Origin of the sequence: Pseudomonas viridiflava, assembly GCF_003702045.1 — a bacterium.
GTDB classification, from domain to species: domain Bacteria; phylum Pseudomonadota; class Gammaproteobacteria; order Pseudomonadales; family Pseudomonadaceae; genus Aquipseudomonas; species Aquipseudomonas viridiflava_C.
Genome location: NZ_RBTP01000069.1, coordinates 113,222 through 138,755 on the forward strand (window position 1 = coordinate 113,222; position 25,534 = coordinate 138,755).

Below are 25,534 nucleotides of genomic sequence, written 5' to 3' on the forward strand. Positions count from 1 at the left end.
GGGCACGTCACTTTCCGTAAAGCAACGAGCGAATCCATGAGCACCGACAAGACCAACCAGTCCTGGGGCGGCCGCTTCAGTGAACCCGTCGACGCGTTCGTCGCGCGCTTCACCGCCTCCGTCACCTTCGATCAACGCCTGTACCGCCACGACATCATGGGCTCCATCGCCCACGCCACCATGCTGGCCAAGGTGGGCGTCCTGACTGACGTCGAGCGTGACACGATCATCGACGGCCTGAACACCATTCAGACCGAGATCGAGGCGGGTACTTTCGAGTGGCGCGTCGATCTGGAAGACGTGCACATGAACATCGAAGCGCGCCTGACCGATCGTATCGGCATCACCGGTAAAAAGCTGCACACCGGTCGCAGCCGCAACGATCAGGTGGCCACGGACATTCGCTTGTGGCTGCGCGATGAAATCGACCTGATTTTGAGCGAAATCACGCGCTTGCAAAAAGGTTTGCTGGGCCAGGCAGAACGCGAAGCCGACACCATCATGCCGGGCTTTACCCATTTGCAGACTGCGCAGCCGGTTACTTTTGGTCACCATATGCTGGCCTGGTTCGAGATGCTGAGCCGTGATTACGAGCGACTGGTGGATTGCCGCAAGCGCTTGAACCGCATGCCATTGGGCAGCGCTGCACTGGCAGGCACCACCTACCCGATCGACCGCGAACTGACCTGCAAACTGCTGGGCTTCGACGCCGTGGGCGGCAACTCGCTGGATGGCGTGTCGGATCGCGACTTCGCCATCGAATTCTGCGCTGCTGCCTCTGTGGCGATGATGCACCTGTCCCGTTTTTCCGAAGAACTGGTGCTCTGGACCAGTGCGCAGTTTCAGTTCATCGATCTGCCAGACCGTTTCTGCACCGGCAGCTCGATCATGCCGCAAAAGAAAAACCCGGACGTTCCTGAGCTGGTCCGTGGCAAGACCGGTCGCGTATTCGGCGCTCTCATGGGCCTGCTGACATTGATGAAGGGCCAGCCGCTGGCTTACAACAAGGACAACCAGGAAGACAAGGAGCCGCTGTTCGACGCTGCCGACACCCTGCGCGACTCCCTGCGTGCGTTTGCCGACATGATCCCTGCGATCAAGCCTAAGCACGCCATCATGCGTGAAGCGGCCTTGCGTGGCTTCTCGACAGCGACCGATCTGGCGGACTACCTGGTTCGCCGTGGCCTGCCGTTCCGCGATTGCCACGAAATCGTCGGCCATGCGGTGAAGTACGGTGTGGATACCGGCAAGGACCTGGCTGAAATGAGCCTGGACGAACTGCGCCAGTTCAGCGATGAGATCGAACAGGATGTGTTTGCTGTGCTGACCCTTGAAGGCTCGGTCAATGCACGCAACCACATCGGCGGCACCGCCCCGGAACAAGTACGCGCCGCAGTCGTTCGCGGACAGGAACTGCTGGCGGGTCGCTGATACTGGATTAAGGCCATCCCCTGTAGGAGCGGACCGCCCCCCCGGTCCGCTCCTACAGCCGACATCGTGCCCGCGCCACATGCTTATCGCGACGTTGTGGTGAGCGCGGAGCACAATCTGGTGTTCAATCAGAGCTACCCTGCCTGACGCCCATCGGGCCTCACACGCGCCATGAATGCGGGCCAGTCGGCTTCTTTGTCTGCTGCGACTCGCTGCACATTCGGATTCATGGCCAGCCGCTCCAGCAAGGCTTGCGCCTTGGGCATGTCCCCCAGAAAATCCTCGTCAAACAACCGCTCGCCTACCTGCTGCGCGAGATCGATGCTGTACAGGAAATACACATCTGCCACGCTGAACCGCTCGCCCGCCACGTAAGGCGCAAAGCGGGCGCGCTGGGCCAGAGCGGCAATGCCTTTGACCAGATCACGACGGGCCTTGGCTTTCAGGTCAGGCGGCGTCGGCCTGCCGCCGAATATCACTTCGGCGTAGCACACCCGCGCAGGCAATTCGATGTACAGCTCGATTTCCTTGGCGATAGTCCACACCTGAGCGCGCGAGAACGCGTCAGCGGGCAGCAATGGCCGCTCCGGGCAGATTTCCTCGATGTAGCGCAGAATGACATCCGTCTCACTGATGAAGCCTTCGGTCGTACCCAGCACCGGCACCTTGCCCCGTGCGCTGACCGCCAGCACATGAGGGCTCTGGCAACCGAACAGCGGCACTTCTTCGAATGGCATCTGCTTTTCCAAGAGCGCCAACTTGACCATATTGAAATAATTGCTTGATGCAAACCCGTAAAGCTTCAGCATCGCTGGCCTCCCTGACCCTGCCTGTTAACGCCATTCGTCAACTCCCCGAAGCCTATCCATCTACGTTTCCCCACCCATGACTTAAGTCATTTTTTTGATGGTGAAAGACCCGTCCTACGCATCCTTTCTGCATATCCCACAAATGCCCTGATCCACAGAATCCGGTTAAACTGCCTGCCTTACTTGAGGAATCACCATGACTGACGCCATCGACAACGACGAAGAAGAGTTCACCGCTTCGACCCTGATCGAAGCCATCGAAAACCAGATCGAAGCCGACAACCCGCCAGCGGCCAAGGCCACGTTAAACAAGCTGACACTGGTCGGTTACGAGCGTGAAGACATCCTTGAACTGATGGCTCACGTACTGGCCATCGAGATCGACGCCATGCTGGAGCAGGACCGCGCGTTCAACACCGATTGGTACGAAACCGCCCTGCGCGCACTGCCCGAGTTGCCGCCGGAAAAATAACCGGCACGTTGCTTCAAACCGCTCAGATATATGCTGCAAATTCTCCAGACGCTGGACTACACTGCGAAAGCCCCGCTGCCGCTAAATCCTCCGGGGCTCTCACGCCAAGCCGGCTTCAGCGGTCATCCAGAACCGACGAGCGCAGCACGGACACGTCGATTCCAGAGCACACCCGCAGCCTGCGAGGTCGTACTACTACAAAAAGTCTGGAGCACCTATGTCGTATACCCCTGAGCTGGTTGCCGAACTGGAAATCCTTGCACTGTTCAATCTGGGCAATACCCAGGAAGGCCTGAAAGTCCATCACGTGGCGGCCCCCACAGCCATTGCAGCTGCAAAAAGACTCTTTGAAAAAGGCCTGACGACCCAGGTCGATGGCGGTTACCTCACAAGCCTGGGGCTTGAAGCCGCTGAACACGCCCAGTCGTTACTGACCATTCTGAACGTATCCAAAGAAGCCGCCTGAGTGCCCCAAGGGCTTGCGCACAAAAAATAGCGTGGCAAGCCCTTCATTTATCGCGGTACAGGCCGATATAAAAAATTGGCGCCAGAATAACAACCCGACCGAACCTGCCTTCTTTCGGCTGCAAATCTTCTTCGCCATCTTGCTCAGTTAATCCACGCCTGCACAGGCCAGATGCCTTGAGTTGTGATGACGCGTAATCTTGAAATCCGCCCCGACCTGGATGAGGGTATCGACCGTAAGGTTCTCAGCCAGCTGCGTAACCGCTTCCTGACTCTCAATGACGGGCGGTACGCCCGTGCAATGGAAGGAATGTCGACGCGCCAGCAGACCGTCCTGACCCTGCTGCCGCTGTTCTTCCACGTCAATCACCCACTGTTGCCCGGTTACGTCTCCGGCACTACGCCTGCCGGTGTCTCCCATTACGAACCCGATGCGCAGGCACTGGCCGAAGCACAGCGGATGACACGCTCGTTTTCCTACAGGGTCCGACACGGCAATCCGCCCCAGCCGATTCACGGGCTGTTTCTGATGGGCAGCCTCGGCACGCTGGCACAGGCCGAGCAGAGCGACATGGACGTGTGGGTCTGCCATGACAGCGCGCTCGACGAAGAGGCCATCGCCGAGCTGCGTAAAAAATGCCAGGCGCTGGAAACCTGGGCCGCGACGATGGGCGCCGAGGCTCATTTCTTTTTGATCGACCCGGAACGTTTCAGGGCGGGTGATCGCGACACGCAACTCAGCTCCGAGGACTGCGGCACAACCCAGCATTACCTGCTGCTGGACGAGTTTTACCGCACGGCCATCTGGCTGGCCGGGCGCACGCCGATGTGGTGGCTGGTGCCCGTCTATGAAGAGCAGGGCTACGAGGCGTACACCCACACGCTGCTGTCCAAGCGATTCATTCGCGCAGACGAAGTCGTCGATCTTGGGCCGATGGCGCAAATCCCGCCTGCGGAATTCGTGGGGGCGGGCTTGTGGCAGTTGTTCAAGGGCATCGAGTCACCCTACAAATCCGTGCTCAAACTGCTGCTGATCGAGGTGTACTCAAGTGAACATCCCAGAGTCCAATGCCTGAGTCTGCGTTTCAAGCAGGCGGTGTTCGCCAATCAGCTGGACCTGGACGAGCTCGACCCTTACATGGTCGTGTACCGACGCATCGAAGAACACTTGTTGGCCCGCAAAGAGGCCGAACGCCTGGAGCTGGTGAGGCGCAGCCTGTACCTGAAGGTCAACAAGAAGCTCACCGGCCCGGCCCGCCAACGCAGCAACAGTTGGCAGCGTCAGTTGCTGGAGCGTCTGACCCAGGAGTGGGGTTGGGATGATCGCCAACTGGCGCTGCTCGATAGCCGCAGCCAGTGGAAAGTGCGTCAGGTGGCGCATGAGCGTCGCGCACTGGTCAATGAGCTCAATTACAGCTATCGCTTCCAGACGCAGTTCGCCCGGTTGCAGAGCACCGCTGAAGCCCTCGACCCACGCGACCTGACCATTCTGGGGCGTCGCCTGTACGCAGCCTTCGAACGCAAGGCGGGCAAGGTCGAGTTCATTAACCCGGGCATCGCCCCGGATCTGGCCGAGGATACGCTGACGCTGGTGCATTCGCCCGACAAGCGCGAGCCCGGCAAACATCAGTGGGCGCTGTACAACGGCAACCTCGGCATTCACGAACTGGCCAATTTTTCGCCGATCAAACGCAGCCGCGAGTTGCTTGAGCTGTTGGCGTGGTGTCATCGCAACAATGTGATCGACGCCACCAGCCGCCTGGCGCTGCACCCTGGCACCAGCGACTTGAGCGAGTTCGAGCTGTTCAATCTGCTAAGCGCGCTGCGACATACCATTGAATTGCCGCTGCCCGAAGTCAGCGACGAAGCCTTGCTTCAGCCTAGTGAGCCCAAAGAAATACTGCTGCTGGTCAACGTCGGTATCGACCCGCTCAAGCATCACCGCGAGCTGAACATCCTGATGACCACGGAGCGAACCGACTCGCTCAGCTACGCCGGCGTTCGGGAAAACCTGGTGCTGACCTTGGATCAGGTCACGCTCAATACCTGGAATGAAACGCTGGTCACTCGTTACGACGGGCAGCATGCCCTCCTCGACTGCCTGAGCGAACTGCTTGGCAGCTTGCCGCAGGGTGCCAGTCAGCCGAAGATCCATGTCCGCTGCTTCTGTCACAACCGTGCGCCGGCCATCGCGCAGCGGGTCGAAGAACTGGTCAGCACTGCGCGCCTGCTGCTCGCCCGACAGCTCAATCACCGCTACCTGATTCAGGTGCAGCAGCAATATCACGTGCTGGAAATCGCGCCCGGCCGAGTGGGCCATGTGGTGGTCAACAGCCTGCCGGGGCTCTTCAAATACCTGGGCGAAGAACTGCCCCGGTACAGCCCGCTGCACCTGGATCCCCACGCACTGGACAGCCACGATCTGGCCTTGATTCTGCCGTTCGGGCAGCCGGAATGCATTCAAGTGTTCTACCGAATCAACGAGGCGGACGCGGACCTGTATGTGCTGGACGAGCACAATTCGCTCTGGCATCAGCGCCTGCCCTATCACGATGAGCAGAGCCTGTTGATGCCACTGCAGCGCTTCTTCCATTCGCTGGTTTATCGCCGTGGCGCATCACTGCCGCTGGACGACCCCAGCGAGCCGGTTCTGCTGGAAACCCTGTACTACCAAGTGATGCCGTCCGGCACTTCACGCGCACGCCGCATCGAACCGCGCATGGCGCCCACTGCGGCGGACAAGCCGTTCTATGACGTGCAGGCCATTATCGAGGAGTCGTCACCGGGGCAACTGAACGTCACGCTGTATTGCGATAACAGCGAGTTTTCCGAACTGGAATATGGCGATCAGTTGTACGACGCGGTGGCCAAGCAGATCCTCGGCAAGCGCCTGGAGCCCAAGCGCTATCGCTGCTACATCACCGACCTGGACCTGTCGGGCCTGCTCGACGACGGGCACGGCCAGAGCATCCTGTTCCTGCGCCACAAGGCCGAACTGGAAAAGCTGCTCAATGAGGCGATGGAAGAGGCCTGAGGCTGAGGTCGTTGAGCCTGATCACTCCTCACGATTTGCGCAAGCCGACCCAATGGGACGCAGAGCGTCCCGGGCTGCATGCCAACGCGGAGCATTTGGCACGATCACGCTCGATTGTGTGGGTTGCAGGTTGCTTGATAAGAGGCAACTTACTGATACTCGCCCGCCGCTTCCGGCTGATACTCGACCGCGAGCAGTGTCAGCTTGAGGGTCTTGCCGCCTGGGGCGGGCCAATCGATGTGTTGGCCGACCTGCAAGCCCAGCAGCGCCGAGCCCATTGGTGCCAGCACTGACACCGTCCCCTCAACACCCGCATCCTGCGGATAAACCAGCGTGAGGTGGTAATCCTTGCCGCTGCTTTCTTCGCGGCAATGGACACGCGAGTTCATGGTCACCACACCGTCTGGCACTTCATCGTGGCCGACCACCTGTTCGGCACGATCCAGCTCGGCCTGCAACGCCTGAATGCCGGGGGTGGACTCGTCCATGCTGTCGATCAGATTCTCGAGACGTTGCACGTCAAGCCGGGTGAGGATGAGTGAAGGGGCAGTGTTCATGGTCTGGGCAGACTCCTTTTTCCGCGCGTTATAAAAGCAAAACCCCGCCGAGCCGGGCGGGGTTTTGATAGGCCACTCTAAAAAGAGAAGCAGGTTCTGACACTAACACAGCGTAATAAATACACAACCCGACGAGACGTCAGCCAGCGGCCTGACCCGTTTGGGCCTGCGAACGGCGCCGATCGGCCTCATGGCGGATCTGGCGGCGGCGATCATCATCGGCCGAACGCCACTCGCGGATGTCTTCAACATGACGAAAACACCCCAAGCAGACCTTTTGTTCATCCAGCCGACAGGTGCTGATGCACGGCGATGGCACGGCAGGACTGACATTGCTGAACAGCGGTTTGGGCGGCCTGACCGCGGCAGGCTGAGGGTTCTGGCCGAAATCCAGCTCGATGCCAGCCTGATCAAGCGTCATGCGGGCAAGCATCTCGCTCAGCAGTTCATCGCTGGTGTCACAGACCCAACGACTTTCGACTTCGTCATAATCGAAGTGGAAACCGCCAGAGCGCGCCGCCAGCCAGAGCTGACGCAGTGGCTCCTGACGACTGAAGATCAGTTGGGAGCCGTTTTCGAACTTGACGGTCAACACGCCGGCCGAGTTTTCAAGGTCCACGTCCAGACCACTCTCATCAAACACATCTTCCAGGTTTTGCTGGGTGGCATCGACCAGGTCATGGAAGCGGGCTTCGGTCAAACTCATTGCGGGAACCTCGAAAATGTCTACTGAAAGCGCAGTGGGGCAAGATACGGACGCCACCTGCCAAATGCAAAGCATACCCGTCATTGACCGCATCCGAACGCAATAATCCGGCGTATCCGGCCATTGCCTGCACAATCGCGTCAAAACCCCGCCAGACGGGAGGAGCCTCGCATAGGCAAGCCGCCGGGTGGTCGGTATACTCGGGCGCAATTAATGCTTTTACAAAGGATTTCGCCATGAAGCGCCTGATCTCTTCGCTTGCTGCGCTCGTCGCGGTCGCTTGCCTTGTTACAGCCTGTGGTCAAAAAGGCCCGTTGTACCTGCCGGATGACACCAAGTCACCCGATGAACAAGCCAAATCGCACACGACGCACAAGCATCTTTAAGGGAATCCCATGGACGCTTTCAACTACCGCGACGGTGAGCTGTTCGCGGAAGGAGTAGCTTTGTCTGCCATTGCCGAACGTTTCGGCACGCCGACTTATGTCTACTCACGCGCTCATATCGAAGCGCAGTACCGCGCCTATACCGACGCGCTGGACGGCATGCCCCACCTGGTGTGCTTCGCCGTCAAGGCCAACTCCAACCTGGGCGTACTCAATGTTCTGGCACGCCTCGGCGCGGGCTTCGACATCGTGTCCCGTGGCGAGCTGGAACGCGTCCTGGCAGCAGGCGGCAAGGCTGACAAGATCGTGTTTTCCGGCGTCGGCAAGACCCGTGAAGACATGCGTCGCGCTCTGGAAGTTGGCGTGCACTGCTTTAACGTTGAGTCCACCGACGAACTGGAGCGCCTGCAGACCGTCGCCGCCGAGCTGAACGTGTGCGCACCGATCTCGCTGCGTGTAAACCCGGACGTCGATGCGGGCACTCACCCGTACATTTCCACAGGCCTTAAAGAAAACAAGTTCGGCATTGCCATTGCAGACGCTGAAGACGTTTACGTGCGCGCCTCGCAGTTGCCGAACCTTGAAGTGATCGGCGTTGATTGCCACATCGGCTCGCAGCTGACCACGCTCGAACCGTTCATTGACGCACTGGATCGCTTGCTGGATCTGGTCGATCGTCTGGGCGATTGCGGCATTCACTTGCACCACATCGATCTGGGCGGCGGGCTGGGTGTTCGTTATCGCGATGAAGAGCCACCGATGGCAGCGGACTACATCAAGGCCGTGCGCGAGCGCCTGGCCGGTCGTGATCTGGGCCTGCTGTTCGAACCGGGGCGCTTCATCGTTGCCAACGCAGGCGTGCTTCTGACCCGCGTTGAATACCTCAAGCACACCGAACACAAAGACTTCGCCATCGTCGATGCGGCCATGAACGACCTGATTCGTCCGGCGCTGTATCAGGCCTGGATGGACGTCACGGCGGTGCGCCCGCGCGACGGTGCTGCACGCCCGTATGACATCGTTGGCCCGATCTGCGAAACCGGTGATTTCCTGGCCAAGGGCCGCGAGCTGGCACTGGCCGAAGGCGATCTGCTGGCCGTGCATTCGGCCGGAGCCTATGGTTTCGTGATGAGTTCGAATTACAACACGCGTGGTCGCGCTGCCGAAGTCCTGGTTGACGATACACACACCTTTGAAGTGCGTCGTCGGGAAACCGTGGCCGAGCTGTTCGCTGGCGAAAGCCTGTTGCCGGAGTAATCCCATGCTGCTGCGTTTTACCAAAATGCACGGGCTGGGTAACGACTTCATGGTCCTGGACCTTGTCAGTCAGCACGCGCATATTCTGCCCAAGCACGCCAAACAGTGGGGCGACAGGCACACCGGCATCGGTTTCGATCAGTTATTGCTGGTCGAAGCGCCGAATAACCCGGATGTGGATTTTCGCTACCGTATCTTCAATTCCGACGGTTCCGAAGTTGAACAGTGCGGCAACGGGGCGCGGTGTTTCGCCCGTTTCGTACTCGACAAGCGCCTGACCGCCAAAAAGCAGATCCGCGTCGAAACCAAGAGCGGCATCATTGAGCTGGATATCCGTAACGACGGACAGATCAGCGTCAATATGGGCCCGCCACGGCTGGTTCCGGACGACATCCCGTTCCAGGCCACGGCCCAGGCGAACAGCTACACCCTGGATGTGGATGGACAGAGCGTTGAGCTGGCCGCTGTCTCGATGGGTAATCCCCATGCGGTACTGCGTGTGGATGACATCAATAACGCCCCGGTTCACGAACTGGGCCCGAAGATCGAACATCACCCGCGCTTTCCGGCTCGGGTTAACGTAGGGTTCCTGCACATCGTGGATCGTCAGCGCGCGCAGTTGCGTGTCTGGGAACGCGGTGCAGGAGAAACACAGGCGTGCGGTACTGGCGCTTGCGCAGCAGCAGTGGCCGCCATCACCCAGGGCTGGATGATGTCGCCGTTGCTGATCGACCTGCCCGGCGGGCGACTGTCCATTGAATGGGCAGGCCCAGGGCACCCTGTGATGATGACTGGCCCGGCCGTCAGGGTCTACGAAGGCCAGGTTCGTCTTTAAGTGAGCAAATACGATGACCGATCAGCCTCCGGCTTCAACCGGCACCCCCAGCGAATCGCCTGCCGATAGCGCAGCGCCCAACCTTGAAGCAGAGGCGGTCATTGCCTTTCTGCTGCAACACCCGGACTTCTTCGCCGAACACGATGAGTTGCTGGTGTCGATGCGCATTCCGCACCAGCGTGGAGACACCGTCTCGCTGGTCGAGCGTCAGCTCAAGCTGCTGCGCGAGCGCAACATCGAAATGCGCCACCGTCTTTCACAGCTGATGGACGTCGCCCGCGACAATGACCGACTGTTCGAGAAAACCCGTCGCCTGAACCTCGCCCTGATGGACGCCACCAGCCTGGACGAGATCGTGATTGCGGTGGAAGACAGTCTGCGTCAGGAGTTTCAGGTGCCGTTCGTCAGCCTCATTCTGTTCAGCGACAACCCCATGCCGGTAGGCCGCTGGGTCAGTGTCGCCGAAGCGCAGAAGAACATTGGTGGGCTGATCGGCGAAAAGGTCGTGTGCGGCGCGCTGCGCGAGCATGAACTGGCCTTCCTGTTCGGTGCCGAGCAAAGCAAGGAAGTCGGCTCGACGGCCATCGCCAGCCTCAACCACCTTGGTTTGCATGGCGTACTGGCCATCGGCAGCCGCGATCCACAGCATTACAAAAGCTCCGTCGGCACGCTGTTTCTCAGCTACATCGTCGATGTCCTGAGCCGTCTGCTGCCACGCTTTGCGCATTCGTTGCGTTCGGTCCGCTAGTCATGGAACAGCATCTGGACGCCTACTGCACCCACCTTCGCAGTGAGCGACAGGTGTCACCTCATACGCTGGAAGCCTATCGGCGTGATCTGGACAAGGTGTTGGCGTTCTGCAAAAAGGCACAGCTTTCAAGCTGGACCGCACTGGACATCCAGCACCTGCGCAGCTTCACCGCCCGCCAGCACCAGCAGGGCCAGTCGTCGCGCAGCCTGGCGCGCATGCTCTCGGCCGTGCGGGGCTTTTACAAATACCTGAACCGCGAAGGCGTATGCGAGCATGACCCGGCAAACGGCCTGTCTCCGCCCAAAGGCGAGCGGCGTCTGCCCAAGACGCTGGACACCGACCGGACCTCGCAACTGCTGGACGGCGGCGTCGAAGAAGACTTTCTGGCTCGTCGAGATCAGGCCATTCTGGAGCTGCTCTACTCCTCAGGCCTGCGCCTGTCCGAACTGACGGGTCTGAACCTGGACCAACTCGACCTTCGCGACGGCTTGGTGCAAGTGCTCGGCAAGGGCAGCAAAACCCGCGTACTGCCTGTAGGCAGCAAGGCTCGGCAGGCGCTGGAAGCCTGGTTGCCGCTGCGAGCGCTGGCCAATCCCCAGGACGATGCCGTATTCATCAGCCAGAAAGGCACCCGCTTGGGACCGCGAGCGGTACAAAATCGGGTCAAGGCCTTCGGCGAGCGTGAGCTGGGGCAAAACCTGCACCCGCACATGCTGCGTCACTCTTTCGCCAGTCACCTGCTGGAATCATCCCAAGACCTGCGCGCCGTGCAAGAGCTGTTGGGCCACGCCGACATCAAGACCACGCAGATTTATACGCACCTGGATTTCCAGCATTTGGCTACTGTCTATGACAGTGCCCACCCACGAGCCAAACGCAAAGGATCTGTAGATGATTAAGCTGGTGACTTTCGATCTGGACGATACCCTCTGGGACACCGCGCCTGCGATTGCGGGCGCGGAGGCGACGCTGCGCGACTGGCTGGCCGAACATGCCCCAAAGCTCGGCCCGGTGTCGGTGGAGCACCTGTGGGAGATTCGCTCGCGCCTGGTGGAAGCGGACCCGTCATTCAAGCACCGAATCAGCGCATTGCGTCGACGGGTGCTGTTTCATGCCCTGGAACATGCCGGCTATGACACCGACGAGGCGCAAGACCTGGCCGATCAGGGTTTTGAAGTGTTCCTGCAAGGGCGTCATCAAGTCCATATCTTCCCCGATGTGCAGCCCATGCTGGAAATTCTCGCCAAGACGTTCACCTTGGGCGTGATCACTAACGGCAACGCCGACGTGCGCCGTCTGGGCCTGGCTGACTACTTTTCCTTCGCCTTGTGCGCTGAAGACCTGGGCATCGGCAAGCCGGACCCGGCGCCCTTTCTGGAGGCCCTCAGACGCGGCAACGTGGACGCCAGCGCTGCGGTACACGTGGGCGATCACCCCAATGACGACATCGCCGGGGCGCAGCGCGCAGGCATGCGTGCCATCTGGTACAACCCACAGGGCAAGGTCTGGGAAGCTTCTCGACTGCCCGATGCGGAGATTCACAATTTGTCTCAATTGCCCGAAGTCCTTGCGCGCTGGGCCTGAAGACGGGCGCCCCTCAACACGCAGGCAAGAAAAAGCCCGCAGCGACGGCGGGCTCATTCTCATACGACATCTGCTGCCTTAGATAGGGCGGCTGCCGTATTTGTTGTCAGGCTTCTTGGGCGGATCGGCGACCACGTTGGCCTCCACTTCCTGCACCTTGCCACCACGCGCCAGGAATTCTTCCATCGCACGTGCCAGAGCATCACGCTCTTTGTTCTTGGCTTCTACGCTGGGCAGCTCGTCGACCGAAACTGCAGCTTTGGCCTTGCCTTTGGCAGCCGGTGCCGAAACCTCGGCATCATCTACCTCGGTAGCGTCGTCTTCGGGAGCCGCGGCAAGTTCCTCACCGCCCTCCTCGTCTTCCAGATCGTCTACCAGATCGTCGTTGTCGTCGTCGCTCATGTTCTACCTCATGACTTGCGAAAGCAGATTAGTTATAGCCCAACAGCCTCAAGAGTCTAAGGCTGCCGGAAAAAATTCAATAACCACTGACCCCAGCGGTTATATCCATTCACCCTGAAGAGTGGCCAGGACGTTACGAGAACCACCCTCATCTCGATGTTCGCCCAGGTAAACGCCTTGCCAGGTGCCCAGCGCCAGTCGCCCCGCCGATACCGGCAACAGCAACTGGCAGCCCAGCAGGCTGGACTTGAAGTGCGCGGGCAAGTCATCAGGCCCTTCATCGTTATGTTCATGGCCGGCCACGCCCTGAGGCACCAGCCGGTTGAAAAAACGTTCGAAGTCACGACGTACCGCCGGATCGGCATTCTCGTTGACGGTCAACGAGGCCGAGGTATGTTGCAGCCACAAGTGCAGCAGACCGACTCGACAATCCCGCAGCTCAGGCAAGCCTGCCAGTATCTCGTCGGTGACCAGATGGAACCCGCGAGGCCTGGCCCGCAGGGTAATTCTGGATTGATGCCACATACCGTTCTCCGCACCTTCGGCGCGCATTCTAACTCGCCTGAGAAAAAAGCAAAGCGCGCAATAAACCGGCTTCCCTGCAAGCTAACGAAGACTGCCGTAACGACGTTACATGCACTGCGTCACGGTGCCGAAAACATTGACGCGGGCAAAGCACTGACAGCAGAAATTCGCGGTTTATCCACAAACGTCAGACAAAAAAATGCCCGGAAAACCGGGCATTCGTTTTTTCAGCGCAGCGGCCTTTACAAGTTGTAGCCACGCTCGTTGTGTTGTGCAAGGTCAAGACCGACAGACTCTTCCTCTTCAGTGACACGCAGGCCCATGACCGCATCCAGCACCTTAAGGATGATGAAGGTCACAATGGCGGTGTACACCACGGTGAACGCGACGCCTTTGAACTGAATCCAGACCTGAGCGCCGATGTCGGTCACCGTGCCGAAGCCGCCCAGTGCAGGGGCTGCAAAGACACCGGTCAGGATCGCGCCGACGATGCCGCCGATACCGTGAACACCGAAGGCGTCCAGGGAGTCGTCGTAACCCATTTTGCGCTTGAGGCTGGTGGCGCAGAAGAAGCAGATCACGCCTGCCGCCAGGCCGATGATCAGTGCGCCCATCGGGCCAACCGTACCGGCTGCCGGCGTGACCGCTACCAGACCTGCAACCACACCCGAGGCGATGCCCAGAGCGCTTGGCTTACCGTGGGTCAGCCATTCAGCGAACATCCAGCCCAGTGCAGCAGCAGCGGTGGCGATCTGGGTAACCAGCATCGCCATACCGGCAGTGCCGTTGGCCGCAGCAGCAGAACCTGCGTTGAAGCCGAACCAGCCTACCCACAGCATCGCAGCGCCGATCAGGGTGTAACCCAGGTTGTGCGGCGCCATCGGGGTGGTCGGGAAGCCTTTACGCTTGCCCAGTACCAGACAGGCCACCAGACCGGCTACACCGGCGTTGATGTGTACAACGGTGCCGCCTGCGAAGTCCAGAACGCCCCAGTCCCACATCAGACCACCGACGCCGCCCCAGACCATGTGGGCGATGGGCGCGTAGACCAGGGTGAACCAGATGCCCATGAAGATCAGCATCGCGGAGAACTTCATGCGTTCTGCGAAAGCACCGACGATCAGGGCCGGGGTAATGATTGCAAAGGTCATCTGGAAGGTGACGAACACCGCCTCAGGGAACAATGCCGCAGCGCCGGTAATGCTCGATGGCGTAATACCCGCCAGGAACGCCTTACCCATGCCGCCGAAGAAGGAGTTGAAGTTGACGACGCCAGCCTCCATACCGGTGGTGTCAAACGCGATGCTGTAGCCGTAAACGACCCACAGGATGCTGATCAGGCCGGTGATGGCGAAACATTGCATCATCACGGACAGGATATTTTTCGAACGAACCATGCCGCCGTAGAACAGCGCCAGGCCCGGAATGGTCATGAACAGAACCAGAGCGGTTGCCGTCAACATCCATGCGGTGTCGCCGGAATTGAGTACAGGTTCGGCCACTGGGTCAGCCGCCAGGGCAAGACCAGGTACTGCAAGGGACAACAGGGCTCCTAGCCCTGCGAATTGACGCAGAGTCATATTGTTTTCTCCTGGGGCGTTGGGGTTTGGCGGCTTAAATTGCGTCTGTATCGGTTTCGCCGGTACGGATGCGGATAGCCTGTTCCAGATTGACCACGAAGATTTTGCCGTCACCGATCTTGCCGGTGTTGGCGGCCTTGGTTATGGCCTCGATGACGCGATCCAGATCCTTGTCATCGATGGCAACGTCGATCTTCACTTTTGGAAGGAAGTCGACGACGTATTCAGCACCGCGGTACAACTCAGTGTGACCCTTCTGACGCCCGAAGCCTTTGACTTCAGTGACGGTGATGCCCTGCACGCCGATTTCGGACAACGACTCGCGTACGTCATCCAATTTGAACGGCTTGATGATGGCAGTGACTAGCTTCATGAAAACTTTCTCCCGAATTGGTGGACTTGCCCCAGGAAAACAAACCCGACTCAAGTCTAAGCGCAGTGTCTGGCTTTGTAACGCGTCGGTCGCCTGATCGGGCCAGACCAACACCAGAAAACCGCTTCTGACGAAACACTTCCCCGCTCCGCCTGCCGCACTGCATTCGTCACAGCGACTGCATCAGTGCATGGGTCACAAGCCACTAAGCAGAAAGCTTGCCATCTCGTGAATATTCATCAAATACAGGTCCTTGGGCCTGATTAGCGCGGCTGGGAACCGCCATTGCCAACAAGAACGCACAAGCGTGGTGCATGAGTGCACGCCCACATGCGCCATAACCGCGCACGCCTGCCGCCTCGAAATGACTATAGGCGCTGCGTGCTACACTGCCGCGCATCTGATTCAGGAAAACCACCATGCTCGCGCCTAAAGCTTTCCTCGACGCCCTCAGCGGCCACGCTTCCCGCCTGTTCAACGGCGAAACCCCTATACCCCGCAGCGAATTCGAAACCCAGTTCAAGGCCCTGCTGCAAAGCGGCTTCAGCAAACTGGATCTGGTGAGCCGGGAAGAGTTCGACAGCCAAATGGCCGTCCTCGCCCGCACCCGCGCCCGTCTGGAAGCGCTGGAGGCCAAAATGGCTGAGCTCGAAGAGAAGATGGGGCCGGTTGAGAAGGCCGAGTAAAGGGTCAACTCGGGTTCAGGTGGTCAGGCACAGCGGGCCAGACGCCTGACCTGATCGCGAATCTGTGCACCCTTCTCGATTTCTGCCCTGCGCAAGTCATAAGTCAGCTGCAGGTTCAGCCAGAACTCGGGGCTCGTCTCAAGGCATACGCCCAGACGCAGCGCTACATCCGCGCTCACGCCCCTTCGCTGTAAAACGATGTCATTGACTGTCGGTGTTGATACATTCAGCGCCCGAGCCAAGGCAGCCGCAGTTAGCCCCATGAGCTCAAGGTACTCTTCTTTAAGAACCTCGCCGGGATGGACGGGGCGCATTCCATTTTTTGTCATTGCTGCACCTTTTGGTCATCAATGTACGAGGATCGAGTGTTCATCCGTGAGACGGTTGTCGTCCAGTGTGCTCCTTCCGGCGTATGTGTAAGACTTCGCTTTCTTTGGTTTCTTTGCTTTTAACGGTCCTTAGTTAGCTTCCGTATCCTCTCGCTTGAGAGTCGAATGATATGGATGACATTTTTTACGGGCCGAGCAAGACTCTACATCGGACTGGCCCAATGACTCGTTTCGCATACAACGGACGTAAAAATGCCCTATAAATGCTTCATTTTTCGCTGGCTGATCGCGGGAGCGCTCTCGCTCTGCATTGGCACACCCGCTCTCGCCGAAGGCCTGACGCTCCGCTCCGGCAAGTACGAGCAACTGCTGCTCGCTGTCACGCCCGAAGGACAAATCGAGGGGTTTTATGCCGAAGAGCGCGGTACAGGCACTACGTTCAGTTGCGCGTTCTACCTGCAAGGCAAGGTCGAGTCAGGGAAAGCCAGCCCGGTATCTTCCTGGCTCGATGAGGTTTATCCGGGAACCGTAGAGCCGTCCATCGATGGTGTGGTTCTGACCGTCGAACAAGGCCAGCAACATCCAGGCTGCATGAACGTGCTGATGCCGGACATCGCGACAGGCCTGGACCTGAGCGAGACGGTGAGCAAGAAGTGGATCGGGCTGGTCACCGTTGCGGTCGACAAAGCCTGGCTACAGAAAACGCCGGATGCCAAGTCCACTCGGGGCGCTTACATCGTGAAGGGTGACGTGGTGGGCGTGCTGGCGTTCAAGGATGGCGCGGCGAAGGTTGAGTTTGTCGATGGCGACAACCGTTCGTTTATGGGGTGGATTGGTCAGGATCAGTATGCTCGGGTGAAGATGCCTAGAGGCTGAAATGCTCTGGCTACAGTACTGGGCTCAACGAAAACCACGCATGTTGAGCTCAGCGGAAAGGTTGCACTTGAACCCTTTCAGCCATTCCCGTTAACACTCTGTATCCATTCCCCACCTGCCCTCCCTCCTCGAATGACGCACGATAACGCCCCGTCGCTCATATCAAGGAATGATCCATGTCGCTGGCCATTGTCCATAGTCGTGCCCAGGTCGGGGTTGAAGCCCCGGCGGTTACTGTCGAAGCGCATCTGGCCAACGGCCTGCCCACGCTGACGCTGGTGGGGTTGCCCGAGGGGGCGGTCAAGGAGAGCAAGGACCGGGTGCGCAGTGCCATTCTCAATTCCGGGCTGGATTTTCCGGCGCGGCGTATCACGCTCAATCTGGCGCCTGCCGATTTGCCCAAGGATGGCGGTCGATTTGATCTGGCGATCGCGCTGGGTCTGCTGGCGGCCAGCGGGCAGGTGCCGTTGACGGCGTTGCAGGATGTCGAGTGTCTCGGGGAGCTGGCGCTGTCGGGCGGGATACGGCCGATTCAGGGTGTGCTGCCCGCTGCGTTGGCGGCGCGTGCGGCGGAGCGGACGTTGATCGTGCCGGCGGTGAATGCCGAAGAGGCGTGTCTGGCGTCGGGTTTGCGGGTCATCGCTGCGAATCATCTGCTGGAGCTGGTGGCGCATTTCAACGGACGCACGCCCATTACGCCTTATCAATCCAGCGGGTTGTTGCATCAGTCCAAACCTTATCCGGACCTCAGCGAAGTGCAGGGGCAGACGGCTGCCAAGCGTGCATTGGTGGTGGCTGCGGCCGGGGCGCATAACCTGCTGTTCAGCGGCCCGCCAGGCACCGGCAAAACGCTGCTCGCCAGCCGTCTGCCCGGTTTGTTGCCGCCGCTGGATGAGTACGAAGCGCTGGAAGTCGCAGCGATTCAGTCGGTCGCCAGTCAGGTTCCGCTGACGAGTTGGCCCCAGCGTCCATTCAGACAACCCCATCACTCGGCATCAGGACCGGCGTTGGTTGGTGGTGGCAGTCGTCCTCAGCCCGGCGAGATCACATTGGCGCACCACGGCGTTCTGTTCCTGGATGAGTTGCCGGAGTTCGACCGGCGCGTGCTGGAGGTTTTGCGCGAGCCACTGGAATCCGGCCATATCGTGATTTCCCGCGCGCGGGATCGGGTGCGGTTTCCAGCGCGTTTTCAGTTGGTCGCGGCGATGAATCCGTGCCCGTGCGGTTATCTGGGTGAGCCGACGGGCCGCTGCCGCTGCTCGACCGAGCAGGTGCAGCGTTACCGCAACAAACTGTCCGGCCCGCTGCTGGACCGTATCGACCTGCACCTGACCGTCGCACGTGAAACCACCTCGCTCAATCCCGGCCCGCAGACCGGTGACACCACTGCCAGTGCAGCCGCCATCGTCGCACAGGCCCGCGACCGACAGAATCGACGTCAGGGCTGCGCCAATGCGTTCCTCGACCTTCCGGCATTGCGGCAGCATTGTGCGCTGTCGAGTGTGGATGAGACGTGGCTGGAAACCGCATGCGAGCGTTTGACGCTGTCACTGCGCTCGGCGCATCGGTTGTTGAAAGTCGCGCGGACCCTGGCGGATCTTGAGCAGGTGGAGGCGATCAATCGTGGTCATCTGGCGGAGGCGTTGCAGTATCGGCCTGTGAGTAATTAGTACAGGCAAAATCAAAAGCTGGCCAGTCCCAAGCGCTTGTCAGTACGGGAGGAATCGGCCGACAGCCAAAACGGATATCCGCCGCCCCACAGCCTTGATTTCAACGGCAAGCTAAGCTTTTACCTGATGCCATTTGACGCCGTGTACAGCCGGTTTCTGATAGTGATGAACTTGAGTTCTATCGTGACGATCTACGCAAGAGGCTTCAAAAGACAAATCGGGATGTCTGGATGTACCGAGCAACCCTTGCCATGCTGCTGATCTGTTCAGGAGCGTTCATTTGCAGCGCCCTGCAGTATCACCCTCCACAAATGCTTACTGTGGCGTCCGCCATTTCGCCCACGGGTACGCCATTGGCACCGTTCATTACTGTGCAATTCGAGCCTGAAGGATAGAGCCTGCTTTTAACGCTCGAAACGGACACCTAAAGAACATGCCGGTGCAAAGCACCGGCATGTTCACATCAGGAATAACGCAAGTTACACCTCACCGAAACCGATCAACCTCTTTACGCAACTCACCCGCCAACGAATTCAGCTCTTCAGCCGTAATGGCCAGATTTGAAACCACTTGGCGCTGCTCACTGTTGGTCATTGCAATGCTTTGCAGGTTGCTGCTGAGCATGGTGGCGGTGCTGCTCTGCTCTTGGGTCGCGGTGGTAATGGCTGCGAACTGATGGCCGGCGGAGCGGCTTTGTTCGTCGATCTGGGCCAGGGCCGAGGCAACCTTTGAGTTGAGCGACAGGCCTTCCTGCATGAGCACGTTGCCTTGTTGCATGGTGCTGATGGCGTTGCCGGTTTCCTGCTGGATGCTGGCGATCATGACGGAGATTTCGTCGGTGGCCTTACGGGTACGCGAAGCCAGGCTGCGGACTTCATCGGCGACCACGGCAAAGCCGCGTCCTTGCTCACCGGCGCGTGCGGCCTCAATGGCGGCGTTGAGGGCCAGCAAGTTGGTCTGGTCGGCAATCGAGGTGATCACACCGACGATGCTGCCGATTTCCTGCGAGCGCTGGCCCAAGGTGTCGATCACGGTCGCGGTGCTGCTCAGCGAGGTGGCAATTTGTTGCAGCGACGAGGACGCTTCCTCCATCGAGGTACGGCCAATGCGGGTCTGTTGTGCGTTTTCCTGCGCCAACCGCTCGGTGTTGCCCATGTTGTCGGCAATATTCATCGACGTTGCACTGAACTCTTCAACCGCGCCGGCCATGCTGGTGATTTCGCCGGACTGCTGCTCCATGCCTTCGTAAGCACCACCGGACAGGCCGGACAAGGCGTGGGCACGGGTGCTCACTTCCTGAGCGGCGGTGCGGATGTGCGACACCATCGAAGAAAGCGCTTCGCTCATCTTGTTGAAGCTGCCCGACAACTGACCGATTTCGTCGTTGCTGGTGATGTTCAGGCGCACGCTCAGGTTGCCCGCACCCAGTTCGTCGGCCTGGCGGACCAGTTCGGAAAGCGGACGCAGTTTGCTGCGCAGCAGCCAGATGGCGCTGATGACGGCAATGAGCATGGCCAGCAGGCTGCCGATGGCCAGCTGGGTGCCGACGTCCCAGGTCACGGCGCTGATTTCATCGCCAGGCATGCTGGCAATGACGGTCCAGGGGCCGCCCGAAAACGGCTGGCCGACGCTGTAGAAGTCTTGAGCACCGTCATTCCAGAACTGCGCCTTGCCCGGTTTGCTGGCCAGATCGGCCACCGCTTTGGCCGCGCTTTCAGGGGACTGAATGCCGGCAGGCGGGACGAGCCAGGCGCCTTTATCGTCCAGCAACGCCAGCGAACCAGTGGTGCCGATGCGAAAGTTCTTCAGGTCATCAAACTGGGTTTTTTGCGCGTCGGTGTAGTCGAAGCCCACGAACAGCGCGGCGATGATCTTGCCGCTGCTGTCGCGAACCGGGCTGTACTGGGTCATGTAATAGCGGTCGAAAAGCACCGCTTTACCGACATAGCCTTGGCCGGACATCAGGCGTTCATACGCGGGGGCCTTGCGATCCAGCAGCGTGCCAATGGCGCGAGTGCCGTCCTGCTTGCTCAGCGAGGTGCTGATGCGGATGAAGTCATCGCCGCTGCGCACGAAAATAGTGGCCACACCGGCAGTCAGCCGACGGAACTCGTCCACTTCGGTGAAGTCATTATTGAGCGCCGTATCACGCAGGAACAGGCCGGGGGTCTGAGTCCCCGCCACCGTGACCGGTTTGTCGCTCTGCAGCGTCAGGCCGACAGAAAAGCGTTTTTCGAACAACCCGCTCAGGCGCTGCGTGCTGTCACGCAGGGTGCTGTGAAAGGTGTTCAACTGATCGGCGAGCAGCCGTGCTTCACTGGACATGTGCTCTTCGCGAATGACCAGATTGGACGCGTCCAGGGACCTCAACGCGAACAGCGTGCTGCCACTGATGACAACTGCCAGGATTACTGCCAGAGCGATACCGAGTTGCGTAGCAATCCGGGTACGAGGCTTGGACATAGAAGCTCCATACCGAATGATTCGGGCCGCTCCCTGGCTCATCATTCAGCAAACGTTAGTTGGGTGTTAGTCCGTCTTGGGCAGACGGTTCTCAGGCAGTGCTTCGGCCACCCAAGATGATACTTGAGTCATTCAGGTGGTCATTGGTAAACGATGGCATTTTCGCACTACGCGAGGTTAATTAGTGCAAAATTTCAACTAACGGTAGCTCCATCGCGTTAACTTCTGCCTGTAAAAAGTCGCTGAGACGCCGCAACCGCTCTACACCGGGCCTTGTACGCGGCCACACCAAGTAATAATTTTCTCCGCTGGCAACCGCCGTTCGCCACGGCAGGCTCAATCTCGCCTGCGCAACGTCCTCAGCGACCATCAGCAAATCCCCCATCGACACGCCATAACCCCGCGCCGCAGCAATCATTCCCAGTTCAAGGGTGTCGAACACTTGGCCGCCCTTGAGCGAGACCTTGTCTGTCAAACCCATCCGGTGCAACCAGGTCCGCCAATCGCGACGATCCGGGGTGGGGTGAAGCAATTCGGCCTTGGCTAGACGCTCGACATTCCACGGAGGGTCTTGCAACAGAGTCGGAGCGCCCACGGGGATCAGCCATTCCGGAAACAACAGGGTCGCTTCCCAGTCAGCCGGAAAGTGACCATGACTGAGCAGAATCGCGCAGTCGAAGGGCTCCTGCGCAAAGTCCACGGCGTCGATGTCCATCCACGCGCTGGTCAGTTGCACATCGTTGCCCACCTGCAAATGACGAAAGCGGCTGAGCCGCGCCAGCAACCAGCGCATCGTCAATGTGGACGGTGCCTTCATGCGTAAAACGCCTTCTTCCGTCTGCAAGGTACTGCACGCCCTCTCCAGAGCCAGAAAGCCGTCCCGCACCCCCGGCAACAACGCCCGAGCCGATTCCGTGAGTTGCACATTACGGCCGTTACGCTGAAACAGACGGCAGGCGAAATGCTCTTCCAGGGTGCGAATATGGCGGCTGACCGCACTTTGGGTAATGGACAGTTCTTCCGCCGCACGGGTGAATGAGGCGTGCCGGGCCGCAGCTTCGAATGCACGCAGCGCATAAAGAGGAGGGAGACGACGAGACATGCGCTGCGTTCCTGAGGTGTAGATCGGCCACTGTACTGCAAATGCTCGCATGAGTTTAAGTCATGCTGAGCATCGATTTTATCGCTTTGTGCTTATTGCGTTAAATGCCGAGAATTGGCGGCTCATCCGTTCCTCTTCCGTAGAGCATCGCCACCATGCAACAGCCCGCCCTCAAAGAACTCTGGATCATCCTGCGCCTGGCCGGGCCGCTGATTGCCTCGCAGATGGCTCATATGCTGATGGTGTTCACCGATACCGTTATGATGGGCAAGATCGGCCCCGAAGCCTTGGCGGGCGGCGGCCTTGGCGCGGCCACGTACAACTTCATCTCGTTTTTCTGCGTAGGAGTGATGGCGGCGGTTGGCACCCTGGTGTCGATACGTCATGGGGCCGGTGACACCGAGGGCGCTACCCGATTGACCCAAGCCGGGCTCTGGCTGGCCTGGGGCATGGCATTGGTGGCGGCGCTGATTCTGTGGAATCTGGAACCTATCCTGCTGCAGTTCGGCCAGGCCGAAGCCAACGTACACATGGCGGCTCAATTTCTGATCACCCTCCCACTGGCGCTGCCCGGCCTGCTCAGTTTCATGGCCCTGCGCGGCTTCACCAGCGCGCTTGGGCGGGCGCGGCCGGTGATGATCATCAGCCTGATCGGCGCCGTCGCTAACTACGCGCTCAATTACGTATTGATTCACCAATGGTTCGGTTTGCCCAACCTGGGCCTGATGGGCATCGGGCTGGTCACGGCCATCGTCACCAACTGCATGGCACTGGCGCTTGCCTGGCACGTCGGGCGGCACCCAGCCTACGCGGCGTACCCGATTCGCAAAGGGTTGTCGAAGCTGTCACGCAGCCATCTGGCCGAGCTGTGGCGTCTGGGTCTGCCCATTGGCGGGACCTATGCGGTGGAGGTCGGGCTGTTCACGTTCGCCGCGTTTTGCATGGGCGCGATGGGCAGCACCCAGATGGCCGCTCACCAGATCGCGCTGCAGACCGTTTCAATGGCCTTCATGGTGCCGGTCGGGATTTCCTACGCGGTCACCATGCGCATCGGCCAGCACTATGGCGCAGGCAACATGCTCATGGCCCGCACCGCCGGGCGTCTGGGGATTGGTTTCGGCGGCACCGTGATGCTGCTGTTCGGTCTGCTGTTCTGGCTGGCACCGCATCAGATCATCGGGCTGTTTCTCGACATCAATGACCCGGCGTTCGCCGAGATCGTTGTGATGGCCGTCCAACTGCTGGCCATCGCGGCCTGGTTCGAATTCTTCGACGGCACGCAAACCATTGCAATGGGCGCGATTCGTGGTCTCAAGGACGCCCGCACGACCTTTCTGGTCGGTCTGATCTGCTATTGGCTGATCGCGGCACCTGCCGCATGGCTGCTGGGTTTTTCCGCCGACGGTGGCGCGCCAGGCGTATGGTGGGGGTTGGCGCTGGGCCTGCTCTGCTCGGCAGTGGCATTGACCGGTGCCTTTGAGTGGAAAACCGCAAGGCTGTTGCGCAAACAGCCTGTCGGCGAAGCCGTGCCGGGCTGAACCTCAGGAGGATGCCGGGTAGCTGGAAGCCTCGCCGCGGCCTGCGTCCGATTTCAGCCAGGCGACCAGTTCCGGCAGTGGCAACGGTCGACTGATCAGATAGCCCTGCACCTGATCACACGCGAAACCGCGCAACAGCGCAAGCTGTCCGGGGGTTTCAACGCCTTCGGCCACCACATCCAGACTCAGGTTGTGCGCCAGATTGATCATGGCGTGCACCAGCTTGCGGTTCTCCTCGCGGGTTTCCATTTCGCTGACAAAACTCTTGTCGATCTTGAGCAGCGCGATCGGCAGGCTGTTGAGGTGCATGAACGACGAATAGCCGGTGCCAAAGTCATCCAGCGAAAAGCGCACGCCCAGCCTTCCAAGGGCGTCCATCGTCTGCCGGACCTGGTCGCTGCGGCGCATCACAGCGGTTTCGGTCAGTTCGAACTCCAGCCAGTGGGCGTCGACGTTGTGCTGGACGATCAGGCGATTGAGAGTCGCCAAAAGCTGGCTGTCCTGAAACTGCCGGAACGACAGGTTGATTGCCATGTGCAGCGGCGCAAAACCCTGTTCACGTAGCGCCTGCATGTCGCTCAACGCGCGAAAAATGACCCAGTAACCCAACGGCACGATCAGCCCGCTCTGCTCGGCAAGCGGCACGAATTCGTTAGGCGACAGCAGCCCTCGCTCGGGATGGCGCCAACGCACCAGCGCTTCCAGGCCCACGACCCGGCCCGTGCTCAGGCACAGGCGCGGCTGGTAGTGCAGCTCCATCTCGTCCCGTCGCAGGCCACGGCGCAGCTCGCCTTCCAGATCGGCCAGGCTGCGGGCGTTGCGGTTGATGCGTTCGTCGAACAGATGGAAGGTGCAGCCGTGCAGGCTTTTGGCCTGGCGCATCGCGATGTGCGCGTGCCACATCAGCGAGTCGGCGCCCGCACCGGCTCGTGAATGCGCGATGCCCAGGCTGCAGCCCAGCAGCAGGCTTTCACCGTCCACCCAATAAGGCTCGGACAGCGCGTCGGTAATGCGCTCTGCGACTTCGATGGCGCGCTCTGCGGCTTGCCGGGTATCAATCAACAGCGCGAACTCGTCGCCGCCCAGTCTGGCGATCTGGTCACCTGCCTGAAGTTGATTCTTGACCCGCGCCACCACCTGCAGGATCAGCCGGTCACCGGCCTGATACCCCAGCGAGTCGTTGGTACGCCGAAAATTGTCCAGGTCCAGATGCCCAAGCGCCAGGTCGCCGCCATCCGCAAGGCGCGAGGCGAGCATGGCCTGAAAACCCTGCCGATTGGCGATGCCGGTTAGCGTGTCCTGCCCCGCCAGCCGCTGAAGAGTCTGCTCCAGGCGATTGCGCTCACGAACATGCCGCAGGCACCGACGCAGGGTATCGTCAGTCAGTGCGCCGCGTACCAGCCAGTCATTGACACCGGACAGTCCGACGAGCGGCTCCTCTTCAAGCAGCACCACCATCGGCAAGGTGCAACTGCCAGTAGGCGGCTGCAAGCCAGGGGTCGTGAGCAGTACCGTGTTGCGGTCGTTGCCGTATTGGGTGCTGAACGCCTGCCAATCGGCACCGTGCAGCAGCGTTACCGCAGCGCCCGGATCGTTCAGACAGCCGCTCAGCAGCGTCTGCCAGTACGGCTCTTGTGCGAGCAAAAGCAACCGCAAGGGTTCGACAGGCGTAGGCAATCTAACTTCCTAAGTTCAAAGGAAAA

25 protein-coding genes and 1 pseudogene are annotated in these 25,534 nt (G+C 59.9%); 14 read left to right on the forward strand and 12 right to left on the reverse strand.

Features of this window, described 5'->3' with window-relative positions; translation table 11 throughout:
• Positions 1–36 precede the first annotated feature (36 nt).
• Complete coding sequence (argH, locus tag ALP40_RS21235) at positions 37–1,431, forward strand: argininosuccinate lyase (RefSeq protein ID WP_122210141.1); 1,395 nt, start codon at positions 37–39, stop codon at positions 1,429–1,431.
• Positions 1,432–1,565: 134 nt separating this feature from the next.
• On the opposite strand, the gene ALP40_RS21240 is transcribed toward argH, so the two are convergent.
• Complete coding sequence (locus tag ALP40_RS21240) at positions 1,566–2,240, reverse strand: glutathione S-transferase family protein (RefSeq protein ID WP_122210142.1); 675 nt, start codon at positions 2,238–2,240, stop codon at positions 1,566–1,568.
• A gap of 196 nt (positions 2,241–2,436) precedes the next feature.
• Between ALP40_RS21240 and ALP40_RS21245 the strand changes: the two genes are divergently transcribed.
• From ALP40_RS21245 to ALP40_RS21255, 3 genes are all read left to right on the forward strand, one after another.
• The gene (locus tag ALP40_RS21245; protein ID WP_122210143.1) at positions 2,437–2,712 is read left to right on the forward strand and encodes a hypothetical protein; all 276 of its coding nucleotides are present in this window, start codon (positions 2,437–2,439) and stop codon (positions 2,710–2,712) included.
• A 217-nt stretch (positions 2,713–2,929) separates the two neighbouring features.
• The gene (locus tag ALP40_RS21250; protein ID WP_122210144.1) at positions 2,930–3,178 is read left to right on the forward strand and encodes a TIGR02647 family protein; all 249 of its coding nucleotides are present in this window, start codon (positions 2,930–2,932) and stop codon (positions 3,176–3,178) included.
• A 186-nt stretch (positions 3,179–3,364) separates the two neighbouring features.
• Complete coding sequence (locus ALP40_RS21255) at positions 3,365–6,211, forward strand: class I adenylate cyclase (protein WP_122210145.1); 2,847 nt, start codon at positions 3,365–3,367, stop codon at positions 6,209–6,211.
• 149 nt (positions 6,212–6,360) lie between these two features.
• Here ALP40_RS21255 and rnk read toward each other — a convergent pair whose 3' ends face one another.
• From rnk to cyaY, 3 genes and pseudogenes are all read right to left on the reverse strand, one after another.
• Positions 6,361–6,768 carry a nucleoside diphosphate kinase regulator gene (gene rnk, locus ALP40_RS21260; protein ID WP_122210146.1) on the reverse strand — a complete coding sequence of 136 codons (408 nt, stop codon included), beginning with the start codon at positions 6,766–6,768 and terminating at the stop codon, positions 6,361–6,363.
• Between the two features lie 139 nt (positions 6,769–6,907).
• Complete coding sequence (locus ALP40_RS25900) at positions 6,908–7,087, reverse strand: DUF1289 domain-containing protein (protein ID WP_259640741.1); 180 nt, start codon at positions 7,085–7,087, stop codon at positions 6,908–6,910.
• 60 nt (positions 7,088–7,147) lie between these two features.
• Positions 7,148–7,474: pseudogene (gene cyaY / locus ALP40_RS25630) on the reverse strand (iron donor protein CyaY); the annotation flags it as partial.
• A gap of 236 nt (positions 7,475–7,710) precedes the next feature.
• Here cyaY and lptM point away from each other — a divergent pair.
• Genes lptM through ALP40_RS21295 form a run of 6 tightly spaced genes read left to right on the forward strand, consistent with a single transcriptional unit; the run spans position 7,711 to position 12,287 of the window.
• Entirely contained in the window at positions 7,711–7,860 is a 150-nt protein-coding gene (gene lptM, locus ALP40_RS21270; RefSeq protein WP_122210148.1) for an LPS translocon maturation chaperone LptM, read from the forward strand.
• Between the two features lie 9 nt (positions 7,861–7,869).
• Positions 7,870–9,117 (forward strand): diaminopimelate decarboxylase, encoded by a 1,248-nt coding sequence (gene lysA, locus ALP40_RS21275; RefSeq protein ID WP_122210149.1) that lies wholly within the window; start codon positions 7,870–7,872, stop codon positions 9,115–9,117.
• A gap of 4 nt (positions 9,118–9,121) precedes the next feature.
• The gene (gene dapF, locus ALP40_RS21280) at positions 9,122–9,952 is read left to right on the forward strand and encodes a diaminopimelate epimerase (protein ID WP_122210150.1); all 831 of its coding nucleotides are present in this window, start codon (positions 9,122–9,124) and stop codon (positions 9,950–9,952) included.
• 13 nt (positions 9,953–9,965) lie between these two features.
• Positions 9,966–10,700, forward strand: a complete 735-nt coding sequence (locus tag ALP40_RS21285) for a DUF484 family protein (RefSeq protein WP_122210151.1) — start codon at positions 9,966–9,968, stop codon at positions 10,698–10,700.
• A gap of 2 nt (positions 10,701–10,702) precedes the next feature.
• Positions 10,703–11,602, forward strand: coding sequence for a tyrosine recombinase XerC (xerC, locus tag ALP40_RS21290; RefSeq protein ID WP_122210152.1), 900 nt, complete (start codon positions 10,703–10,705; stop codon positions 11,600–11,602).
• On the forward strand, positions 11,595–12,287 hold the full coding sequence (locus ALP40_RS21295; RefSeq protein WP_122210153.1) for an HAD family hydrolase: 693 nt from the start codon (positions 11,595–11,597) through the stop codon (positions 12,285–12,287). The genes xerC and ALP40_RS21295 overlap by 8 nt, the downstream gene beginning before the upstream one ends.
• A 78-nt stretch (positions 12,288–12,365) precedes the next feature.
• On the opposite strand, the gene sutA is transcribed toward ALP40_RS21295, so the two are convergent.
• The 4 genes from sutA to glnK all read right to left on the reverse strand — a co-directional run bounded on the left by sutA (position 12,366) and on the right by glnK (position 15,167).
• A complete protein-coding gene (sutA, locus tag ALP40_RS21300) occupies positions 12,366–12,689 on the reverse strand; it encodes a transcriptional regulator SutA (protein WP_122210154.1) in 324 nt (107 codons plus the stop codon).
• A 99-nt stretch (positions 12,690–12,788) separates the two neighbouring features.
• Positions 12,789–13,214, reverse strand: coding sequence for a secondary thiamine-phosphate synthase enzyme YjbQ (locus ALP40_RS21305; protein WP_122210383.1), 426 nt, complete (start codon positions 13,212–13,214; stop codon positions 12,789–12,791).
• Between the two features lie 242 nt (positions 13,215–13,456).
• Positions 13,457–14,794 carry an ammonium transporter gene (locus ALP40_RS21315; RefSeq protein ID WP_122210155.1) on the reverse strand — a complete coding sequence of 446 codons (1,338 nt, stop codon included), beginning with the start codon at positions 14,792–14,794 and terminating at the stop codon, positions 13,457–13,459.
• A gap of 34 nt (positions 14,795–14,828) precedes the next feature.
• On the reverse strand, positions 14,829–15,167 hold the full coding sequence (gene glnK, locus ALP40_RS21320) for a P-II family nitrogen regulator (RefSeq protein WP_002555808.1): 339 nt from the start codon (positions 15,165–15,167) through the stop codon (positions 14,829–14,831).
• Positions 15,168–15,586: 419 nt separating this feature from the next.
• On the opposite strand from glnK, the gene ALP40_RS21325 reads away from it, so the two are divergent.
• Complete coding sequence (locus tag ALP40_RS21325; protein WP_122210156.1) at positions 15,587–15,853, forward strand: accessory factor UbiK family protein; 267 nt, start codon at positions 15,587–15,589, stop codon at positions 15,851–15,853.
• A gap of 23 nt (positions 15,854–15,876) precedes the next feature.
• Here the strand turns inward: ALP40_RS21325 and ALP40_RS21330 are convergent, their stop codons facing one another.
• Positions 15,877–16,182 (reverse strand): HigA family addiction module antitoxin, encoded by a 306-nt coding sequence (locus tag ALP40_RS21330; protein ID WP_122210157.1) that lies wholly within the window; start codon positions 16,180–16,182, stop codon positions 15,877–15,879.
• A gap of 252 nt (positions 16,183–16,434) precedes the next feature.
• Here ALP40_RS21330 and ALP40_RS21335 point away from each other — a divergent pair, with 252 nt between their 5' ends.
• The gene (locus ALP40_RS21335) at positions 16,435–17,058 is read left to right on the forward strand and encodes a hypothetical protein (protein ID WP_122210158.1); all 624 of its coding nucleotides are present in this window, start codon (positions 16,435–16,437) and stop codon (positions 17,056–17,058) included.
• Between the two features lie 176 nt (positions 17,059–17,234).
• Positions 17,235–18,728, forward strand: coding sequence for a YifB family Mg chelatase-like AAA ATPase (locus ALP40_RS21340; RefSeq protein ID WP_122210159.1), 1,494 nt, complete (start codon positions 17,235–17,237; stop codon positions 18,726–18,728).
• Positions 18,729–19,214: 486 nt separating this feature from the next.
• On the opposite strand, the gene ALP40_RS21345 is transcribed toward ALP40_RS21340, so the two are convergent.
• Together ALP40_RS21345 and ALP40_RS21350 are read right to left on the reverse strand one after the other, a co-directional pair.
• A complete protein-coding gene (locus ALP40_RS21345) occupies positions 19,215–21,191 on the reverse strand; it encodes a methyl-accepting chemotaxis protein (protein ID WP_122210160.1) in 1,977 nt (658 codons plus the stop codon).
• A gap of 181 nt (positions 21,192–21,372) precedes the next feature.
• Positions 21,373–22,293 carry a LysR substrate-binding domain-containing protein gene (locus ALP40_RS21350; RefSeq protein ID WP_122210161.1) on the reverse strand — a complete coding sequence of 307 codons (921 nt, stop codon included), beginning with the start codon at positions 22,291–22,293 and terminating at the stop codon, positions 21,373–21,375.
• A 155-nt stretch (positions 22,294–22,448) separates the two neighbouring features.
• Between ALP40_RS21350 and ALP40_RS21355 the strand changes: the two genes are divergently transcribed.
• A complete protein-coding gene (locus tag ALP40_RS21355; RefSeq protein ID WP_122210162.1) occupies positions 22,449–23,831 on the forward strand; it encodes a NorM family multidrug efflux MATE transporter in 1,383 nt (460 codons plus the stop codon).
• Positions 23,832–23,834: 3 nt separating this feature from the next.
• Here ALP40_RS21355 and ALP40_RS21360 read toward each other — a convergent pair whose 3' ends face one another.
• Positions 23,835–25,508 (reverse strand): bifunctional diguanylate cyclase/phosphodiesterase, encoded by a 1,674-nt coding sequence (locus ALP40_RS21360; protein ID WP_122210163.1) that lies wholly within the window; start codon positions 25,506–25,508, stop codon positions 23,835–23,837.
• Positions 25,509–25,534 lie beyond the last annotated feature (26 nt).

Bases quoted from the DNA above. Each gene is read 5' to 3' on its own strand.
- ALP40_RS21240 (WP_122210142.1), bottom strand. From the start codon at position 2,240: ATGCTGAAGCTTTACGGGTTTGCATCAAGCAATTATTTCAATATGGTC.
- xerC (WP_122210152.1), top strand. From the start codon at position 10,703: ATGGAACAGCATCTGGACGCCTACTGCACCCACCTTCGCAGTGAGCGA.
- ALP40_RS21315 (WP_122210155.1), bottom strand. From the start codon at position 14,794: ATGACTCTGCGTCAATTCGCAGGGCTAGGAGCCCTGTTGTCCCTTGCA.
- ALP40_RS21330 (WP_122210157.1), bottom strand. From the start codon at position 16,182: ATGACAAAAAATGGAATGCGCCCCGTCCATCCCGGCGAGGTTCTTAAA.
- ALP40_RS21305 (WP_122210383.1), bottom strand. From the start codon at position 13,214: ATGTGGCATCAATCCAGAATTACCCTGCGGGCCAGGCCTCGCGGGTTC.
- glnK (WP_002555808.1), bottom strand. From the start codon at position 15,167: ATGAAGCTAGTCACTGCCATCATCAAGCCGTTCAAATTGGATGACGTA.
- ALP40_RS21340 (WP_122210159.1), top strand. From the start codon at position 17,235: ATGTCGCTGGCCATTGTCCATAGTCGTGCCCAGGTCGGGGTTGAAGCC.
- ALP40_RS21345 (WP_122210160.1), bottom strand. From the start codon at position 21,191: ATGTCCAAGCCTCGTACCCGGATTGCTACGCAACTCGGTATCGCTCTG.
- ALP40_RS21335 (WP_122210158.1), top strand. From the start codon at position 16,435: ATGCCCTATAAATGCTTCATTTTTCGCTGGCTGATCGCGGGAGCGCTC.
- ALP40_RS21355 (WP_122210162.1), top strand. From the start codon at position 22,449: ATGCAACAGCCCGCCCTCAAAGAACTCTGGATCATCCTGCGCCTGGCC.
- ALP40_RS21285 (WP_122210151.1), top strand. From the start codon at position 9,966: ATGACCGATCAGCCTCCGGCTTCAACCGGCACCCCCAGCGAATCGCCT.
- dapF (WP_122210150.1), top strand. From the start codon at position 9,122: ATGCTGCTGCGTTTTACCAAAATGCACGGGCTGGGTAACGACTTCATG.
- ALP40_RS21325 (WP_122210156.1), top strand. From the start codon at position 15,587: ATGCTCGCGCCTAAAGCTTTCCTCGACGCCCTCAGCGGCCACGCTTCC.
- ALP40_RS21250 (WP_122210144.1), top strand. From the start codon at position 2,930: ATGTCGTATACCCCTGAGCTGGTTGCCGAACTGGAAATCCTTGCACTG.
- lysA (WP_122210149.1), top strand. From the start codon at position 7,870: ATGGACGCTTTCAACTACCGCGACGGTGAGCTGTTCGCGGAAGGAGTA.
- lptM (WP_122210148.1), top strand. From the start codon at position 7,711: ATGAAGCGCCTGATCTCTTCGCTTGCTGCGCTCGTCGCGGTCGCTTGC.
- ALP40_RS21255 (WP_122210145.1), top strand. From the start codon at position 3,365: ATGACGCGTAATCTTGAAATCCGCCCCGACCTGGATGAGGGTATCGAC.
- ALP40_RS21245 (WP_122210143.1), top strand. From the start codon at position 2,437: ATGACTGACGCCATCGACAACGACGAAGAAGAGTTCACCGCTTCGACC.
- argH (WP_122210141.1), top strand. From the start codon at position 37: ATGAGCACCGACAAGACCAACCAGTCCTGGGGCGGCCGCTTCAGTGAA.
- ALP40_RS21350 (WP_122210161.1), bottom strand. From the start codon at position 22,293: ATGTCTCGTCGTCTCCCTCCTCTTTATGCGCTGCGTGCATTCGAAGCT.
- sutA (WP_122210154.1), bottom strand. From the start codon at position 12,689: ATGAGCGACGACGACAACGACGATCTGGTAGACGATCTGGAAGACGAG.
- rnk (WP_122210146.1), bottom strand. From the start codon at position 6,768: ATGAACACTGCCCCTTCACTCATCCTCACCCGGCTTGACGTGCAACGT.
- ALP40_RS21295 (WP_122210153.1), top strand. From the start codon at position 11,595: ATGATTAAGCTGGTGACTTTCGATCTGGACGATACCCTCTGGGACACC.